The 13,864-nt window shown below is 69.1% G+C and carries 16 protein-coding genes and 2 tRNA genes; 14 read left to right on the top strand and 4 right to left on the bottom strand.

Annotated features, from left to right (window positions below; genetic code table 11):
- Positions 1 to 35: 35 nt before the first annotated feature.
- The 5 genes from QWI33_RS14490 to QWI33_RS14470 all read left to right on the top strand — a co-directional run bounded on the left by QWI33_RS14490 (position 36) and on the right by QWI33_RS14470 (position 1,357).
- Positions 36 to 108, top strand: a tRNA-Thr gene (locus QWI33_RS14490).
- Positions 109 to 183: 75 nt separating this feature from the next.
- Positions 184 to 255 (top strand) — tRNA-Met (locus QWI33_RS14485).
- A 101-nt stretch (positions 256 to 356) separates the two neighbouring features.
- Entirely contained in the window at positions 357 to 524 is a 168-nt protein-coding gene (rpmG, locus tag QWI33_RS14480) for a 50S ribosomal protein L33 (protein WP_270116154.1), read from the top strand.
- Between the two features lie 18 nt (positions 525 to 542).
- The gene (locus tag QWI33_RS14475) at positions 543 to 941 is read left to right on the top strand and encodes an FAS1-like dehydratase domain-containing protein (RefSeq protein ID WP_289957862.1); all 399 of its coding nucleotides are present in this window, start codon (positions 543 to 545) and stop codon (positions 939 to 941) included.
- The gene (locus QWI33_RS14470) at positions 938 to 1,357 is read left to right on the top strand and encodes a MaoC/PaaZ C-terminal domain-containing protein (protein WP_289957861.1); all 420 of its coding nucleotides are present in this window, start codon (positions 938 to 940) and stop codon (positions 1,355 to 1,357) included. Before QWI33_RS14475 ends, QWI33_RS14470 begins: the two co-directional genes overlap by 4 nt.
- A gap of 79 nt (positions 1,358 to 1,436) precedes the next feature.
- Here QWI33_RS14470 and QWI33_RS14465 read toward each other — a convergent pair whose 3' ends face one another.
- Positions 1,437 to 2,288, bottom strand: coding sequence for a 3-hydroxyacyl-CoA dehydrogenase family protein (locus tag QWI33_RS14465; RefSeq protein WP_289957860.1), 852 nt, complete (start codon positions 2,286 to 2,288; stop codon positions 1,437 to 1,439).
- A gap of 24 nt (positions 2,289 to 2,312) precedes the next feature.
- On the opposite strand from QWI33_RS14465, the gene QWI33_RS14460 reads away from it, so the two are divergent.
- From QWI33_RS14460 to QWI33_RS14420, 9 genes are all read left to right on the top strand, one after another.
- The gene (locus QWI33_RS14460; RefSeq protein WP_289957859.1) at positions 2,313 to 2,987 is read left to right on the top strand and encodes a cob(I)yrinic acid a,c-diamide adenosyltransferase; all 675 of its coding nucleotides are present in this window, start codon (positions 2,313 to 2,315) and stop codon (positions 2,985 to 2,987) included.
- Between the two features lie 132 nt (positions 2,988 to 3,119).
- Complete coding sequence (locus QWI33_RS14455) at positions 3,120 to 4,109, top strand: ABC transporter substrate-binding protein (protein ID WP_289957858.1); 990 nt, start codon at positions 3,120 to 3,122, stop codon at positions 4,107 to 4,109.
- 108 nt (positions 4,110 to 4,217) lie between these two features.
- Positions 4,218 to 5,750, top strand: a complete 1,533-nt coding sequence (locus QWI33_RS14450) for a sugar ABC transporter ATP-binding protein (RefSeq protein ID WP_289957857.1) — start codon at positions 4,218 to 4,220, stop codon at positions 5,748 to 5,750.
- Positions 5,747 to 6,796 (top strand): ABC transporter permease, encoded by a 1,050-nt coding sequence (locus QWI33_RS14445; RefSeq protein WP_289957856.1) that lies wholly within the window; start codon positions 5,747 to 5,749, stop codon positions 6,794 to 6,796. Before QWI33_RS14450 ends, QWI33_RS14445 begins: the two co-directional genes overlap by 4 nt.
- Complete coding sequence (locus QWI33_RS14440) at positions 6,793 to 7,821, top strand: ABC transporter permease subunit (protein WP_289957855.1); 1,029 nt, start codon at positions 6,793 to 6,795, stop codon at positions 7,819 to 7,821. The genes QWI33_RS14445 and QWI33_RS14440 overlap by 4 nt, the downstream gene beginning before the upstream one ends.
- A gap of 135 nt (positions 7,822 to 7,956) precedes the next feature.
- Positions 7,957 to 8,880 (top strand): ABC transporter ATP-binding protein, encoded by a 924-nt coding sequence (locus tag QWI33_RS14435; RefSeq protein WP_289957854.1) that lies wholly within the window; start codon positions 7,957 to 7,959, stop codon positions 8,878 to 8,880.
- A complete protein-coding gene (locus QWI33_RS14430) occupies positions 8,877 to 9,728 on the top strand; it encodes an ABC transporter permease (protein ID WP_289957853.1) in 852 nt (283 codons plus the stop codon). Before QWI33_RS14435 ends, QWI33_RS14430 begins: the two co-directional genes overlap by 4 nt.
- A gap of 40 nt (positions 9,729 to 9,768) precedes the next feature.
- Complete coding sequence (locus tag QWI33_RS14425; protein ID WP_353895483.1) at positions 9,769 to 9,969, top strand: helix-turn-helix transcriptional regulator; 201 nt, start codon at positions 9,769 to 9,771, stop codon at positions 9,967 to 9,969.
- A 195-nt stretch (positions 9,970 to 10,164) separates the two neighbouring features.
- Positions 10,165 to 11,664 carry an alkaline phosphatase D family protein gene (locus QWI33_RS14420; RefSeq protein WP_289957851.1) on the top strand — a complete coding sequence of 500 codons (1,500 nt, stop codon included), beginning with the start codon at positions 10,165 to 10,167 and terminating at the stop codon, positions 11,662 to 11,664.
- A 53-nt stretch (positions 11,665 to 11,717) separates the two neighbouring features.
- Here the strand turns inward: QWI33_RS14420 and QWI33_RS14415 are convergent, their stop codons facing one another.
- From QWI33_RS14415 to QWI33_RS14405, 3 genes are all read right to left on the bottom strand, one after another.
- Entirely contained in the window at positions 11,718 to 12,968 is a 1,251-nt protein-coding gene (locus QWI33_RS14415; protein WP_289957850.1) for a serine hydrolase domain-containing protein, read from the bottom strand.
- Between the two features lie 118 nt (positions 12,969 to 13,086).
- On the bottom strand, positions 13,087 to 13,524 hold the full coding sequence (locus QWI33_RS14410) for a DUF2550 domain-containing protein (RefSeq protein WP_270116170.1): 438 nt from the start codon (positions 13,522 to 13,524) through the stop codon (positions 13,087 to 13,089).
- Positions 13,525 to 13,526: 2 nt separating this feature from the next.
- On the bottom strand, positions 13,527 to 13,808 hold the full coding sequence (locus QWI33_RS14405) for a F0F1 ATP synthase subunit epsilon (protein ID WP_289957849.1): 282 nt from the start codon (positions 13,806 to 13,808) through the stop codon (positions 13,527 to 13,529).
- Positions 13,809 to 13,864 lie beyond the last annotated feature (56 nt).

Raw genomic sequence — 13,864 nt, 5'->3', positions numbered from 1 at the left:
ACTCTTGTCAAGGCCGCGAGGGAAGCCTCGCGATCGCCCCTATAGCTCAGTCGGTAGAGCGTCTCCATGGTAAGGAGAAGGTCTGCGGTTCGATTCCGCATGGGGGCTCGGAAGCACTTCAAGCCAGTTTTCAGCGAAGTGCCGTACTGCTCACACAGAGCCATCTGGTGGCAGTGAGCGCACGGCGGTGTAGCTCAGTGGTAGAGCAAACGACTCATAATCGTTGTGTCGGCAGTTCGATCCTGCCCATCGCTACTTTTGTAAAGCGTCGACCACCGAGATATGCTGGTCGACGCTTTGTTTTGTTCAAGAACGGTCCGCCGCCCGGCGGGTCGAGTTAGAGGAAGGCACTCATCGTGGCCAAGGCTACTGACGTCCGCCCCAAGATCACCATGGCGTGCGTGGAGTGCAAGGAGCGCAACTACGTCACGAAGAAGAACCGGCGGAACCACCCCGACCGGCTCGAGCTCAAGAAGTACTGCCCGCGCTGCAAGACCTCGCAGGTCCACAAAGAGACCCGCTAGTCTTCCCCGCTCCGGTACATGCTCAACACTTCGTACGCAGGCCGGTCCTTGCCGCCCACCGAACCGGTGGTCATCACCCCGGATTCGGTGACCCGTTTCGCCCAGGCCCTCGGCCTTGACGACGACGGGACGGTTCCGCCCACATTCTTGATATCGCTCACGCTGCCCGCGGCGGAGCGGCTCATTGACGACCCCGACTTCGGGCTCGACTGGAGCCGCGTCCTGCACCGAGAGCAGCGTTTCGCGTACCACCGTGAACTGCGGGCGGGCGCGGCCGTGTCGTGCGCTTCGACCATCGAGTCGATCAAGTCCGTCGCCGGGAACGACCTGCTCGCGCTGCGCACGGACGTCATGGACGGCGATGTGCTGGCCGCCGAGGTGTGGACGACCCTGTTCGTGGCTGGAGACCCCGCATGAGTCTGAGCGGACTGGCCGTCGGCGAGACCGTGTTCACCACGGCGTTCCCCGTGACGCGGGCCGACCTCGTCGCCTATGCGGACGCCTCCGGGGACCAGAACCCGATCCACCAGGACGAGGCCGCGGCGAAGGCCGCCGGGCTCCCCGATGTGATCGCCCACGGCATGTACACGATGGGCCTGGTCTCGCGCGCGGTGCGCGAATGGGCCGCCGGCGCCGGGATCGACGCGACACTCACGGACTTCTCCGCGCGTTTCGCGAAGCCCGTGGTGGTGCCCGCCGACGGCGGTGCCGAAGTGGTCGTGGAAGGCAAGGTCCGCAAGCTCGACGAGACCTCGGTCGAGCTGGCGATGACCGTGACGAGCGCCGGTGAGAAGGTGCTCGCCCCGGCGCGCGCGACCCTCGCCGCGAAGTAGCGAAGCGGTAGCGAACGGCGCTGCCCCCCTGGTCAGCGCCGTTCTCGTTTGTCCACAGGCCTGTGGACAACTCGCTTCGTTACGAGGGGTAGTCGAAGAAGCCCTTGCCGCTCTTGCGGCCGATCTCGCCGGCGGCGACGAGGCGGCGCAGGAGCGCGGGCGGGAAGAACTGCGGGTCGGCGGTGTCCTCGTAGATGTTCTCGGTCGCGTGCGTGATCACGTCGATGCCGGTGAGGTCGGCGGTGGCGAGCGGGCCCATCGGGTGCCCGAAGCCGAGCCGGCAGGCCGTGTCGAGGTCCTCGGCGGAGATCACGCCGTCTTCGACGAGCCGGGCCGCCTCGTTGACGAGGGCGCAGATGAGGCGCGTGGTCGCGAACCCGGCGACGTCCCGGTTGACGACGACGCAGGTCTTCCCGGCGGTCTCGGCGAACTTGCGGGCCGCCGCGAGCGTCTCGTCGGTGGTGTGGATGCCGCGCACGAGCTCGCACAGCTGCATCATGGGGACCGGTGAGAAGAAGTGGGTGCCGACGACCCGTTCGGGATGCGTTGCGGCGGCGGCGATCTCCGTGATCGGGATGGCCGAGGTGTTCGTCGCGAAGACGGTCTCGGGCGAGCAGATCGCCGAGAGCTTGCGGAACACCTCCTGCTTGACCGCGAGGCGCTCGAAGACGGCCTCTACGCAGATCTGGGAGCCCGCGGCGGCCTCGAGGTCGGTGGCGACGGAGATCCGGTCGACGGCCGCCTCGGCGTCCGCTGCGGTGACCTTCTCCTTCGCTACGAAGCGGTCGAGTGAACCGCGGATCGCCGCCTGCGCGCGGTCGAGTGCGCCCGCGTCAGTGTCGATCAGTGTGACGTCCAGGCCGCCCAGGCTCGTGACCTGCGCGATCCCGGAACCCATGAGTCCCGAACCGATTACCGTGACTTTTGCCATGGGGCGAGGCTATATGGTCGGTGCATGGCGGTCAATCTCACCAGGATTTATACGAAGACCGGCGACGACGGCACGACCGGTCTCGCCGACTTCTCCCGCGTCCCGAAGACGCATGTCCGGCTCGCGGCCTACGGGGACGTGGACGAGGCGAACGCGGTGATCGGCGCGGCGCTCGCCCTGCACCAGGGCGAGATCGGGGAGCGGGAGCGGGAGATCCTGCTCGCGGTCCAGAACGACATGTTCGATGTGGGCGCCGACCTCGCGACGCCGGTGTCGCCCGACCCGAAGTACCCGCCGCTGCGCATCGACGACTCGTACGTGACGCGCCTGGAGGGCTGGATCGACGAGTGCAACGCCGATCTGGAGGCGCTCCGGTCGTTCATCCTGCGCGGCGGGACGCCGGGCGCGGCGCTGCTGCACCAGGCGTGCACGGTGGTGCGGCGGGCCGAGCGGTCGGTGTGGGCGCTGCTCGACGCCGAGCCGGACACGACGCACCCGGTGCCGGTCACCTACCTCAACCGCCTGTCCGACCTGCTGTTCGTCCTGGCCCGCTGTGCGAATCGACGGCTCGCAAGCGGCGCCGAAGGTGCCAGCCCGGGCGGCGACGTGCTCTGGAAGCCCGGCGCGGGAAGCGGCGAGTTACCGCTTGCCGGGTTGATCGAGGGGGAAATGAGCAGGTTTCTTTCCGGCGTGTTGTGAAATCGTTACTGCTCTGCGCAGGGGTTCCAGCTTGACGAGAGCGATAACACGGGTCAGGATATGAGCGGTAACATGCGTTCACGCAAATATCGAAAACCCTCATATTCAACACGCTTGAAAGGCGACCCCCACGTGTTCAAAAAAGCTCTCGCCGGCATCGGCGCCGGTGCACTCCTCCTGACCATGGCCGCTTGCGGCAGCGACGACGGCGGCTCTGAAGGCGGCGGCGACGACGGCAGCCTCGTCATCGGCTTCGCCCAGGTCGGCGCCGAATCCGCTTGGCGCACCGCCAACTCGAAGTCCATCCAGGACGCGGCCGAGGCCGCGGGCCACGAGCTGAAGTTCAACGACGCCCAGCAGGACCAGGAGAAGCAGATCGAGGCCGTCCGCGGCTTCATCAACCAGCAGGTTGACGTCATCGTCCTGGCACCGGTGGTCGAGACCGGGTGGACCGACGTCCTCCAGGAGGCCGAGGACGCGGGCATCCCCGTCGTCCTGGCCGACCGCGGTGTCGAAGCCGCCGACGAGGACCTGTACGTGACGCGCCTCGGCTCCGACTTCGCCGAAGAGGGCCGCAAGGCCGGCGCATGGGCGGCCGAGACCTTCGCGGACGACGCCGACGGCACCAAGATCCTGGAGCTCCAGGGCACCACCGGCTCCGCTCCCGCGAACGACCGCAAGGCCGGGTTCTTCGAGGTCCTCGACGCCGAAGGCCTGAACTACGAGATCGTCGACTCCCAGTCGGGCAACTTCACCGCCGAAGAGGGCAAGGCGGTCATGGAAACCTTCATCACCACCCACGGCCTCGACGGCATCGACCTGCTGTACGCCCACAACGACGAGATGGGCCTCGGCGCGATCCAGGCCATCGAAGAGGCCGGCAAGGTCCCCGGCACCGACATCCAGATCATCATCGTCGACGGTTCGACCGCCGGCTTCCAGGCGGGCGTCGACGGCAAGCTCAACTACATCGTCGAGTGCAACCCCGCCTTCGGCCCGCAGCTGATGGAGGTCCTCGAGTCGGTCGTCGCCGGCGACGAGGTCGAGAAGTTCACCCCGGTCGAGGAGGGCGTCTTCGACGCCACCCAGTTCGAGGCCGAGCTCCCGAACCGCCAGTTCTAACGGCACTCCCCCTCCGTCCGGGCGGGCCCGCGAGGCCCGCCCGGACAATGCCGATCCCGCAGCGCACCGACCCCAGAGTGCTCCAATCCAAAGCGAAGGTCTCATCCCATGTCTGACGACCCGATCGTCCAGATGACCGGGATCAGAAAGGACTTCACCGGTGTCCGCGCCCTCGACGGCGTGGACTTCACCCTCAGGCCAGGAGAGATCCACGCCGTCATGGGGGAGAACGGTGCCGGGAAGTCCACACTGATCAAGGTGCTCACGGGCGTCCACAACCCGGATGCCGGCGACATCCTGCTCGACGGGAAGCCGGTCCGGTTCCACAGCCCGGGCGCGGCCCAGGCCGCCGGCATCTCCACGGTCTACCAGGAGGTCAACCTCACCGACAACCTGTCGGTGGCCGAGAACCTCTTCGCCGGGCGCGAACCGCGCGTCGGCCCGTTCATCAACTTCCGCGCCATGCGCCGCAAGGCGAAGGCGCTCCTGGACGACATCGGGATCGACCTCAACGTCGCCGCGCCCCTGTCCTCCTACTCGATCGCCATGCAGCAGCTCGTCGCGATCGCCCGGGCCGTCGACATCGAGTCGAAGGTCCTCATCCTCGACGAGCCGACCTCCTCGCTCGACCGCGACGAGGTGGCCGTCCTCCTCGGCGTCATGCGCCGCCTCGCCGCCAAGGGCACCGCGATGGTGTTCATCTCCCACTTCCTCGAGCAGGTCTACGACATCTCCGACCGGATGACGGTGCTGCGCAACGGGAAGCTCGTCGGCGAATGGGCGACCGCGGACCTGCCGGAGAACGACCTCATCGGGCACATGCTCGGCCGCGAGGCCGCCACGCTCGAGCAGATCGAGCGGGCCGCCGCCGCGCACCACGTCGCCGACGAGGAGCCGCTGGTCACCGCGACCGGCCTGGGCCGCAAGGGCTCCATCGCCCCGTACGACCTCACCGTGCGCCGCGGGGAGGTCGTGGGCCTGGCCGGGCTGCTCGGCTCCGGGCGCACCGAGACCATCCGGCTCATCGCCGGCGCCGACCGCGCCGACTCCGGGTCGCTGCACTTCGACGGCGAGAGCACCGCCTCCCGCATGGGCGGGCACAACCCGCGCACCGCCGCCGCGCGCGGCATCGCGTTCTGCCCTGAGAACCGCAAGACCGAAGGGCTCGTCGGCGACCTCACGGTGGCCGAGAACATGATCCTGGCGATGCAGGCCGCCCGCGGCTGGGCCCGGTCCATCCCGGTGGCCCGCCGCGACAAGCTCGTCGCCGAGTTCATCGAGAAGCTCGACATCCGCCCGGCGAACCCGGACATGCCCGTGAAGAACCTCTCGGGCGGCAACCAGCAGAAGGTGCTCCTGGCCCGCTGGATGCTCATCGAGCCCAAGCTCCTCATCCTCGACGAGCCCACGCGCGGCATCGACGTCGGCGCCAAGGCCGACATCCAGAAGCTCGTCGCCGAGCTCTCCGCGGACGGGATGGCGGTGCTGTTCGTCTCCGCCGAGCTCGACGAGGTCACGCGCCTCTCCGACCGGATCGCGGTCCTGCGCGACCGCGAACTCATCGCCGTGCTCGAATCCGAGGCCGACATGACCACCGAGAAGATCGTCGACACCATCGTGGCGAAGGGCGGGGACCGATGAACGCCTACGCGAAGCGCCTCATGTGGCCGGTGCTGATCCTGCTGGCGCTCATCGTCGTCAACATCGTCGCCACCGGCATCGACTTCATCGTCCCGAGCGTCAACGACGGCCGCCTCGGCGGCGCGTTCGTGAACATCCTGCGCCGCTCCGCGCCGCTGCTGCTCATCGCGCTCGGCATGACGCTCGTCATCGCCACCAAGGGCATCGACCTCTCCGTGGGCGCGGTCTACGCCATCGGCGCGGCCATCGCCTGCCAGATGATCATCGACGCCCCCGACCAGTCCGCCGCTGGCCTCATCTTCACCGCCGTGGCCGTCGCGCTCCTCGTCACCGCCGTGATCGGCGCGTGGAACGGGACCATGGTGGCGTACTTCGGCATCCAGCCGATCGTCGCCACCCTCATCCTCATGATCGCCGGGCGCGGCATCGCGCAGCTCATCACCGGCGGCCAGATCCCGAAGGTCGAGGACTCGAGCCCGTTCACGCAGCTCGGCCGCGGCGAGATCCTCACGATCCCGCTGCCCATCTGGATCGCCGCGCTCGTGTTCACCGCGATCGCCCTGCTCACCCGCAAGACCGCCCTGGGCATGCTGCTCGAGTCCGTCGGCGGCAACCCCGAGGCGAGCCGCCTCGCGGGCATCCGGTCCAAGGGCATCACCGTCCTCGTGTACCTGGTGTGCGGGCTGTGCGCGGGCCTGGCCGGGCTCATCGGCGCGGCCAACCTCGGCAGCGCCGACGCCAACAACGGCGGCCTGTGGATCGAGCTCGACGCGATCCTCGCCGTGGTCATCGGCGGCACCGCGCTGCTCGGCGGCCGGTTCTACCTGCTGGGCACCACCATCGGCGTCGTCATCATCGGCACGCTCGAGGACACCATCATCAACGTCGGCCTCTCCAGCCAGTGGCAGTTCACCGCGAAGGCCATCGTGGTCTTCGCCGTCGCGCTGCTGCAGAGCCCCGAGTTCCGGGGCTGGATCCTGAAGCCGTTCAAGCCGAAGCCGGAAGTCTCCGCGCCCGCGCCCGCCGAGGAGGTACCGGCCAAATGACCACCGAGACACTGACCGAGCGCCCCGCGCGCTCGACCCTGTTCGACGGGCTCACCAAGTACATCCCGATCGGTGCCACCGTGGTGCTGCTCGTCGTGATGTACCTCGGCGGCATCGCGAACTTCCGGAACTTCGACAGCCCGCAGGTCCTCGCCGGCCTCTTCATCGACTACGCGCCGCTGCTGGTCATCGCGATCGGCATGACCTTCGTGATCCTCTCCGGCGGCATCGACCTCTCCGTGGGCTCGGTGATGGCGTTCTCGACGATGGCGTGCGCCTGGCTCACCGTCGACGCGGGCGTCTCGGCGCCGCTGGCGATGGTGCTGGTGCTGGCCTTCGGCACGGTGTGGGGGCTGCTCATCGGGGCCGTCATCCACTACTTCAACGTGCAGCCGTTCATCGCGACCCTCGTGGGGCTCTTCCTGTTCCGCGGCCTGACGCTCCAGATCTCCGACACCGACGTGTCCATGCGCGAGGTCGACTTCTGGCAGTGGGGCATGACCCACGTCGAGTTCGGCGGGAAGGTCCGCGACGGCGGCTTCTGGCTTCCGTACCTGTCGTTCATCGCGTTCGCGGTCGTCATCATCGCCTTCGTGGTCCTCCACTACACCCGGTTCGGGCGCGGCGTCTACGCCGTGGGCGGCTCGGAGCAGTCCGCGCTGCTCATGGGCCTTCCGGTGGCGCGCACCAAGATCGGCGTGTACGCGATCAGCGGCTTCTGCGCCGCCCTCGCCGGGGTGCTGGCCGCGTTCGCGACCAAGAGCGCCAACCCGCTGGCCAACATCGGCGCCGAACTCGACGCGATCGCCGCCGTCGTCATCGGCGGGACGCTGCTCACCGGCGGCGCCGGGTTCGTGCTCGGCACCGTCGCGGGCGTCATGGTCTGGGGCCTGCTCAACACGCTCATCGCCTTCCACGGCGGACTCTCCTCGTGGTGGGCGCGGATCGTCATGGGCGTGCTCCTGCTGGCCTTCATCCTCCTGCAGCGCTTCCTGGCCCGCTCGGGCGAGAAGCGGCGCACTTAGGCTCCACTCTCCGCACCGCGAGGGCCGTCCATCTCCTGATGGGCGGCCCTCGTCGTTATTCGGTTCGACGGAGCTGTACGCCAAGATGTAGTATGTATGCTATCGATTAGCGAACTGATACTGCGGAGATGAACCATGGGACACCCCCCGGCTCACGACGGGCCCGCCATCGCCGTATCCGACCTCCGGATGCGTTACGGCGACAAGGACGTGCTCACCGGGCTCGACCTCGAGATCGAGCCCGGCGGGGTCACCGCCCTCCTCGGCCCCAACGGGGCGGGCAAGACCACCACCATCGAGATCCTCGAAGGCTTCCGCGCCCGCTCGGACGGGCGCGTCTCGGTCCTCGGCGTCGACCCCGCGAACGGCGGCGAGGCCTGGCGCGCCCAGCTCGGCGTCGTCCTCCAGGAATGGCGGGACAACGGCAAGTGGAAGGTGCGCGACATCGTCGCGCACTTCGCCGAGTACTACCGGCCGTACGCCGAGCCCTGGGGTGCCGACGAGCTGCTCGAGATGGTCGGCCTCGCCGCCCAGTCCGGGCAGCGCGTACGGACCCTCTCGGGCGGCCAGCGCCGCCGCCTCGACGTGGCCCTCGGCATCATCGGCCGCCCGTCCCTGCTGTTCCTCGACGAGCCCACGACCGGGTTCGACCCGCACGCCCGCCGGGAGTTCCACGAGCTCATCCACCGGCTCACCGACCTCGACGGCACCACGATCCTGCTCACCACCCACGACCTCGACGAGGCCGAGAAGCTGGCCGAGCGGATCCTCATCCTCGCGGGCGGGCGCATCATCGCCGACGGCTCGCCCGACCAGCTCGCCCGCGCCGCCGCGACCACCGCCGAGGTGAAGTGGGTCCAGGACGGGCAGCTCCAGATCCACGCCACCGAGGACGCCACCGACTTCGTGCGCAAGCTCCTCGCCACCGACGACGGCCGGGTCACCGACCTCGAGATCCGCCGCGCCAGCCTCGAGGACGCCTACCTGGAGCTGGTCGCCGAGTTCGAGGCCGGCGAGGCCGCGACCGCCGTCGACACCTTCAAGGAGGCCACTCGATGAGCACCAACACCCTCCACGAGTACCGCACCGGTTGGAAGCGGGGCTTGATCGAGACGAAGATCTCGCTCACCTCCCCGGGGGACCTGATGGGCTTCATCATGCCCACCGGGATCGCGATCGTCGTGCTCCTGTTCATGCAGCGCGCCGAATTCGAGGGCGCACCGGTCTCCTTGGGCTCCATGAACATGCCGAGCCTCATCGGCATGAACGTCGTCTTCGGCGGCATCACCGCGATGGTCGGCGCGCTCGCGATGGACCGCACCAACGGCACGCTCCTGCGCGCCAAGTCCATGCCCGGCGGCATGACCGGCTACCTCGTCGGGCACCTGGTCTCCACGGCGCTGTTCATCTGCGTCACGGTCGTGGTGCTCCTCGCCGTGGGCCTGCCGCTGTTCGACGGCCTCGAGTTCGGGACCCCCGACCGGTGGCTGATGTTCGTCGCCGTGCTGCTCATGGGGCTCATCGCGGCGCTGCCGATCGGCGCGGTCATCGGGGCGCTCCTCGACAACCCGCGGAACATGGGCCTCATCATGCTCCCCATCATGGGCCTGATCGCGATCTCCGGGATCTTCTACCCGATCACGGCCCTGCCGGGCTGGCTGCAGGGCGTCGGGCAGGTCTTCCCGATCTACTGGATGGGCCTGGGCATGCGGCACGCGCTGCTGCCGGACGCGATGGCGGCCGTGGAGATCGGCGGCGAATGGCGCACCGTTACCATGTTCGCCGTGCTCGCGTTGTGGGCGGTGGCCTCGATGGCGTTGGCGCCCAGGCTGCTGCGGCGGATGTCGCGGCGCGAATCGGGTTCGGCCGTGGCGGCGCGCCGCGCCGACATGCAGAGGGACTGGTGATCGAGGCGTGGCCGGGGACGAGGTCTACAACCGCATCGCGATGCTGCGCGCCGAACGGGGCGTCTCGCGGCGGCAGCTGGCCGACGCCCTCGGCGTCCACTACCAGACCGTCGGCTACCTCGAACGCGGCGAATACAGCCCGAGCCTCCACCTCGCCCTGAAGCTCGCCGAGTACTTCGAGGTGCCCGTGGAAGTCGTGTTCTCCACCAAGCCATTCCCGCGCCTCGGCGCGGGAACCTGAGTAGAGTCGCGCCTCGGCGCCTGAACGGACAAGGACCCCACTCCAGGAAGACGGGCCCCGCGCTCCGGCAACACCACGGCCCCCGGCCGGCCGGAGCGCGGGGCCCGTTTGTTCACGTCGCGGCCACCGGCGCGTCGACCTCGGCTGGGAGGGTGAGGGCTGTTCACCCCGATTCCCAAGCCATTGGAGACAACAGTGCAGATTGCTCGTCGGCGGCTGCTGGCCGCCGGAGCCGGCGGCGCGGTCCTGCTCGGGACCCCCGGGATCTCGTACGCGTCCTCGCGCCCCAAGCTCACCCACGGCGTCCAGTCCGGAGACGTGACCGCGCAAGGCGCGGTCCTGTGGACCCGCGCCGACCGCGGTTCGCGCATGCGCGTGGAGATCGCGACGCGCCCCGATTTCAAGCACGCCCGCCAGATCGGCGGCCCGTCGCTCACCGCCGACACCGACTTCACCGGGAAGGTGCGGCTCAAGGGCCTGCGCCCCGGGCAGCGGTACCACTACCGGATCCACGCCGAGGGCGAGCGGCGGTCCGAGGCGCTGGAGGGCTCGTTCACCACGGCCGCATGCGAACCGGCGGACATCAGGTTCCAGTGGTCGGGCGACCTCGCCGGGCAGGGCTGGGGGATCAACCCGGACTTCGGCGGGTACCGGATCTTCCAGGCCATGGCCGACGCCGAACCGGACTTCTTCCTGTGCTCGGGCGACTTCGTGTACAGCGACGGCCCGCTCGCGGAGTCGGTGGCGCTGCCGGACGGCACGACGTGGAAGAACACGCTCGTCGACGAGAAGCTGAAGGTCGCCGAGACGCTCGAGGAGTACCGGGGCCAGTTCAAGTACAACCTCTTGGACGAGAACCTGCGGGCGTACCTGGCGGCCGTGCCGATGGTGAACCAGTGGGACGACCACGAGGTCACCAACAACTGGTACCCCGGCGAGATCCTCGACCTGCCGCAGTACACCGAGAAGAACGTGGACGTGCTCGCCGCGCGGGCCCGGCAGGCCTTCGCGGAGTTCACGCCGGGCGGCTTCGACGCCGCGGGCCGGATCTACCGGAAGCTCGCGTACGGCCCGCTGCTGGACGTGTTCGTGCTGGACATGCGGACCTTCAAGAGCCCCAACCCGGACGCGGACGGCCCGACCGGGACCGTGCTGGGCGAGGTGCAGCTGGAGTGGCTCAAGCGGGAGCTGCGCCGCTCGAAGGCCACCTGGAAGGTGATCGCGGCGGACCTGCCGATCGGTCTGGTCGTGGGCGACGGCACCGGTGCGCAGGAAGGGGTCTCGAACGGCGCCGGGGGCGCGCCGGGCGGGCGCGAGGGCGAGATCGCGGGGCTGCTCTCGTTCGCGAAGCGCGAGGGCGTGAGGAACCTGGTGTGGCTGACCGCGGACGTGCACTACACCGCGGCGCACCACTACAGCCCGGACCGGGCGGTGTTCCAGGACTTCGACCCGTTCTGGGAGTTCGTGTCCGGGCCGTTGAACGCGGGCGCGTTCGGGCCCAACAAGCTCGATGCGACGTTCGGGCCCGAGGCGGTGTTCGTGCAGGCGCCTCCGGCGGCGAACACGTCGCCGGCGCAGGGCTTCCAGTTCTTCGGCGAGGTCGCGATCGACGCCGAGACGGAGGTGTTCACGGTGTCGCTCAAGGACCTCGACGGCGGGACGCTGTTCACGAAGGCGCTCGAGCCGGTCGCTTAGGCGTGCGAAGAGAGGCCCGCGGGCGGCGACTCCCGCGGGCCTCTCGCGTCGGGTCAGCCGAGGAGCAGCAGGTCTTCGACGGCCGGGATCAGCGGCGCGGCCTGGGCCCGCTGGTCCGCGCCGGCGGGCATGTCGCCGATGTCGGCGCCGCAGAGGCCGGCGATGAGCAGGGCGCTGAGGGCCCAGTTCAGTTCGGCCGGGTCGGCGGCGCCGTGCCGGTCGTCGATGTTCCAGGTGAACGTCGCCTGCCGTTCCCCGTCGGCGGAGTGGAACGAGTAGGTCTGGTGGCCGAGGCCGCCGCCGGTGTGGCCGAGGAAGACCTCCTGCTCGGACGCGCCGGGGCAGGTGAGCGGGAGCCCGATGAGGCCGAGGCCGTAGACGGTGCCGTCACCGGTCTCGACGTACTGGCTCATCTCGGCCAGTGCGGCGTCGTCCAGGAGGGTGCCGTCGGTGAGGGCGTCGTAGAAGTCGTTGACGTCCTCCATGGTGGACATGACGCCGCCCGCGGCCCAGAACTGGTTGTTGGAGAGCTTCGTGGTGTCGAAGTAGGGGTGTCGCGGGTCGCCGGTGGTCAGGTACGGGACCGGGTTCGCGCCGCGGATGCCGGAGGTGTCGTCCTTCGGGAGGTACGTGTCGTCCAGGTCGGCGGGGTCGAAGACCCGGTCGTCGAGGACCTCGTGGAGGTCGTCGCCGGTGAGCTCCTCGATGAGGAGGCCGAGCGCGATGTACCCGGTGTTGGAGTACGACCAGTTCGTGCCGGGTTCGAACAGCAGCGGGTCCTGGGTGCCGATCTCGACGAGTTCCTCTGGGCTGTAATGGGTCCGGTAGTTCGCGTAGAAGTCGGCGGGGTCGCCTTCCCACAGCGAGACGTACAGGTAGTAGAAGTACTCGAACATGCCGCTGGTGTGCTGCATGACCTGCCGGACCGTGGGCTCCTGCTCGTAGGGGAGGAGGCCGGGGAGGTAGTCGCTGAGGGGCCGGTCGAGGTCGACGTCGCCTTCGTCCTGGAGCTGGAGGAGCACGGTCGCGACCATGGACTTGGTGAGGCTGGCGATGCGGACGCGGTCGTCCTCGTCGACCTGCCCGCCGCCGCCGTCGATGCGGCGGGTGCCGGCGGTCTCGGCCCAGGTGTCGTCGCCGAGGCGGACTTCGGCGGTGACGGAGTGGTCGGCGACGTCGTGGAGCGCTTCGAGCTTCCGGTCGAGCAGGTCCTCATCGAGGCCGGTGGGTGCGGCGCCCGCGGCGCCGGGGGTGGCGATGATCGCGAGCGCGAGTGCGCCCGCCAGGGGGAGGTGAGTGCGCATGCCGCCACGGTATCGGCCCGAATCGGGCGGGTCCACCCCGAAACGGCTGAAGTTCGCATGGGCCGCAAGGAGGACGCGACGGCGAAGCGCCTCCTCCGTTGTGGGGAGGAGGCGCGGGTCAGTCGCGGCCCGAGTAGAACTCCGCCCCTGGTGGGGCGGCCTCGAGCCAGGAGAGGAAGCCGGTGACGGCCGAGGTGGTCATCGCGAGCTCCACTTCGCCTGTGGCGCTCTTGCATCGCAGGATCGCGACTTCGGGGGGGAAGATCTGGGCTTCGGGCCCGACCGGCTTGCGGCGCTCGGAGACCTGGACGTCGTGGCGCAGGAGCGAGTAGCGGGGGCCGAACGCGAGGGAGAACATCCGGTACCAGCGGAGCGTGCCGCTCTCGTAGACGGCGAAGCCGGGGGCCCAGCCGCGCCCCTCCATGTGCCGGGAGAGCCTGGCCGCCATGGCGACCGAGCCCGAGCGGGACAGGAAGGAGCGGCGGACGTAGGTCAGCACCAAGAACACCGCGACGGCCGCCGCCAGTGCGGCGACGACGAGCAGTGCCTTCAGCATGACTATGCCGAAGCGGGGGCGACCGCCTCGGCGGTCTCGGCGAGGATGGTGACCCCGTCGGTGGTCACCGACAGGAAGCCGCCCTCGATCTGCCAGGCCAGTTCGCCGCCGTCGACCGGCTGCACCCTCACGGTGCTGTCGACCCGCAGCTCGCCCAGCAGGGGTTGGTGGTTCGGGAGGATTCCCAGTTCGCCTTCAGTGGTGCGCGCGTACACGGCCTTGGCCGCTCCGGACCACACTTTCGAGTCGACTGCTACGACTTCGACGTTCAGTTGCCCTGCCACAACGCTCCTTCAGCAGACTCCGGGATGGTTACCGGAAGTCTAGACGGACGCGGGTG

It is taken from the genome of Glycomyces tritici (assembly GCF_030403505.1).
This window is presented reverse-complemented; position numbering and strand designations above follow the sequence as displayed.

What these genes read in the sequence shown, in the direction of transcription:
- QWI33_RS14450 (WP_289957857.1), top strand. Translation starts at nt 4,218, where the DNA reads ATGTCTGACGACCCGATCGTCCAGATGACCGGGATCAGAAAGGACTTC.
- QWI33_RS14470 (WP_289957861.1), top strand. Translation starts at nt 938, where the DNA reads ATGAGTCTGAGCGGACTGGCCGTCGGCGAGACCGTGTTCACCACGGCG.
- QWI33_RS14415 (WP_289957850.1), bottom strand. Translation starts at nt 12,968, where the DNA reads ATGCGCACTCACCTCCCCCTGGCGGGCGCACTCGCGCTCGCGATCATC.
- QWI33_RS14460 (WP_289957859.1), top strand. Translation starts at nt 2,313, where the DNA reads ATGGCGGTCAATCTCACCAGGATTTATACGAAGACCGGCGACGACGGC.
- QWI33_RS14435 (WP_289957854.1), top strand. Translation starts at nt 7,957, where the DNA reads ATGGGACACCCCCCGGCTCACGACGGGCCCGCCATCGCCGTATCCGAC.
- QWI33_RS14425 (WP_353895483.1), top strand. Translation starts at nt 9,769, where the DNA reads ATGCTGCGCGCCGAACGGGGCGTCTCGCGGCGGCAGCTGGCCGACGCC.
- QWI33_RS14445 (WP_289957856.1), top strand. Translation starts at nt 5,747, where the DNA reads ATGAACGCCTACGCGAAGCGCCTCATGTGGCCGGTGCTGATCCTGCTG.
- QWI33_RS14475 (WP_289957862.1), top strand. Translation starts at nt 543, where the DNA reads ATGCTCAACACTTCGTACGCAGGCCGGTCCTTGCCGCCCACCGAACCG.
- QWI33_RS14430 (WP_289957853.1), top strand. Translation starts at nt 8,877, where the DNA reads ATGAGCACCAACACCCTCCACGAGTACCGCACCGGTTGGAAGCGGGGC.
- QWI33_RS14440 (WP_289957855.1), top strand. Translation starts at nt 6,793, where the DNA reads ATGACCACCGAGACACTGACCGAGCGCCCCGCGCGCTCGACCCTGTTC.
- QWI33_RS14410 (WP_270116170.1), bottom strand. Translation starts at nt 13,524, where the DNA reads ATGCTGAAGGCACTGCTCGTCGTCGCCGCACTGGCGGCGGCCGTCGCG.
- QWI33_RS14465 (WP_289957860.1), bottom strand. Translation starts at nt 2,288, where the DNA reads ATGGCAAAAGTCACGGTAATCGGTTCGGGACTCATGGGTTCCGGGATC.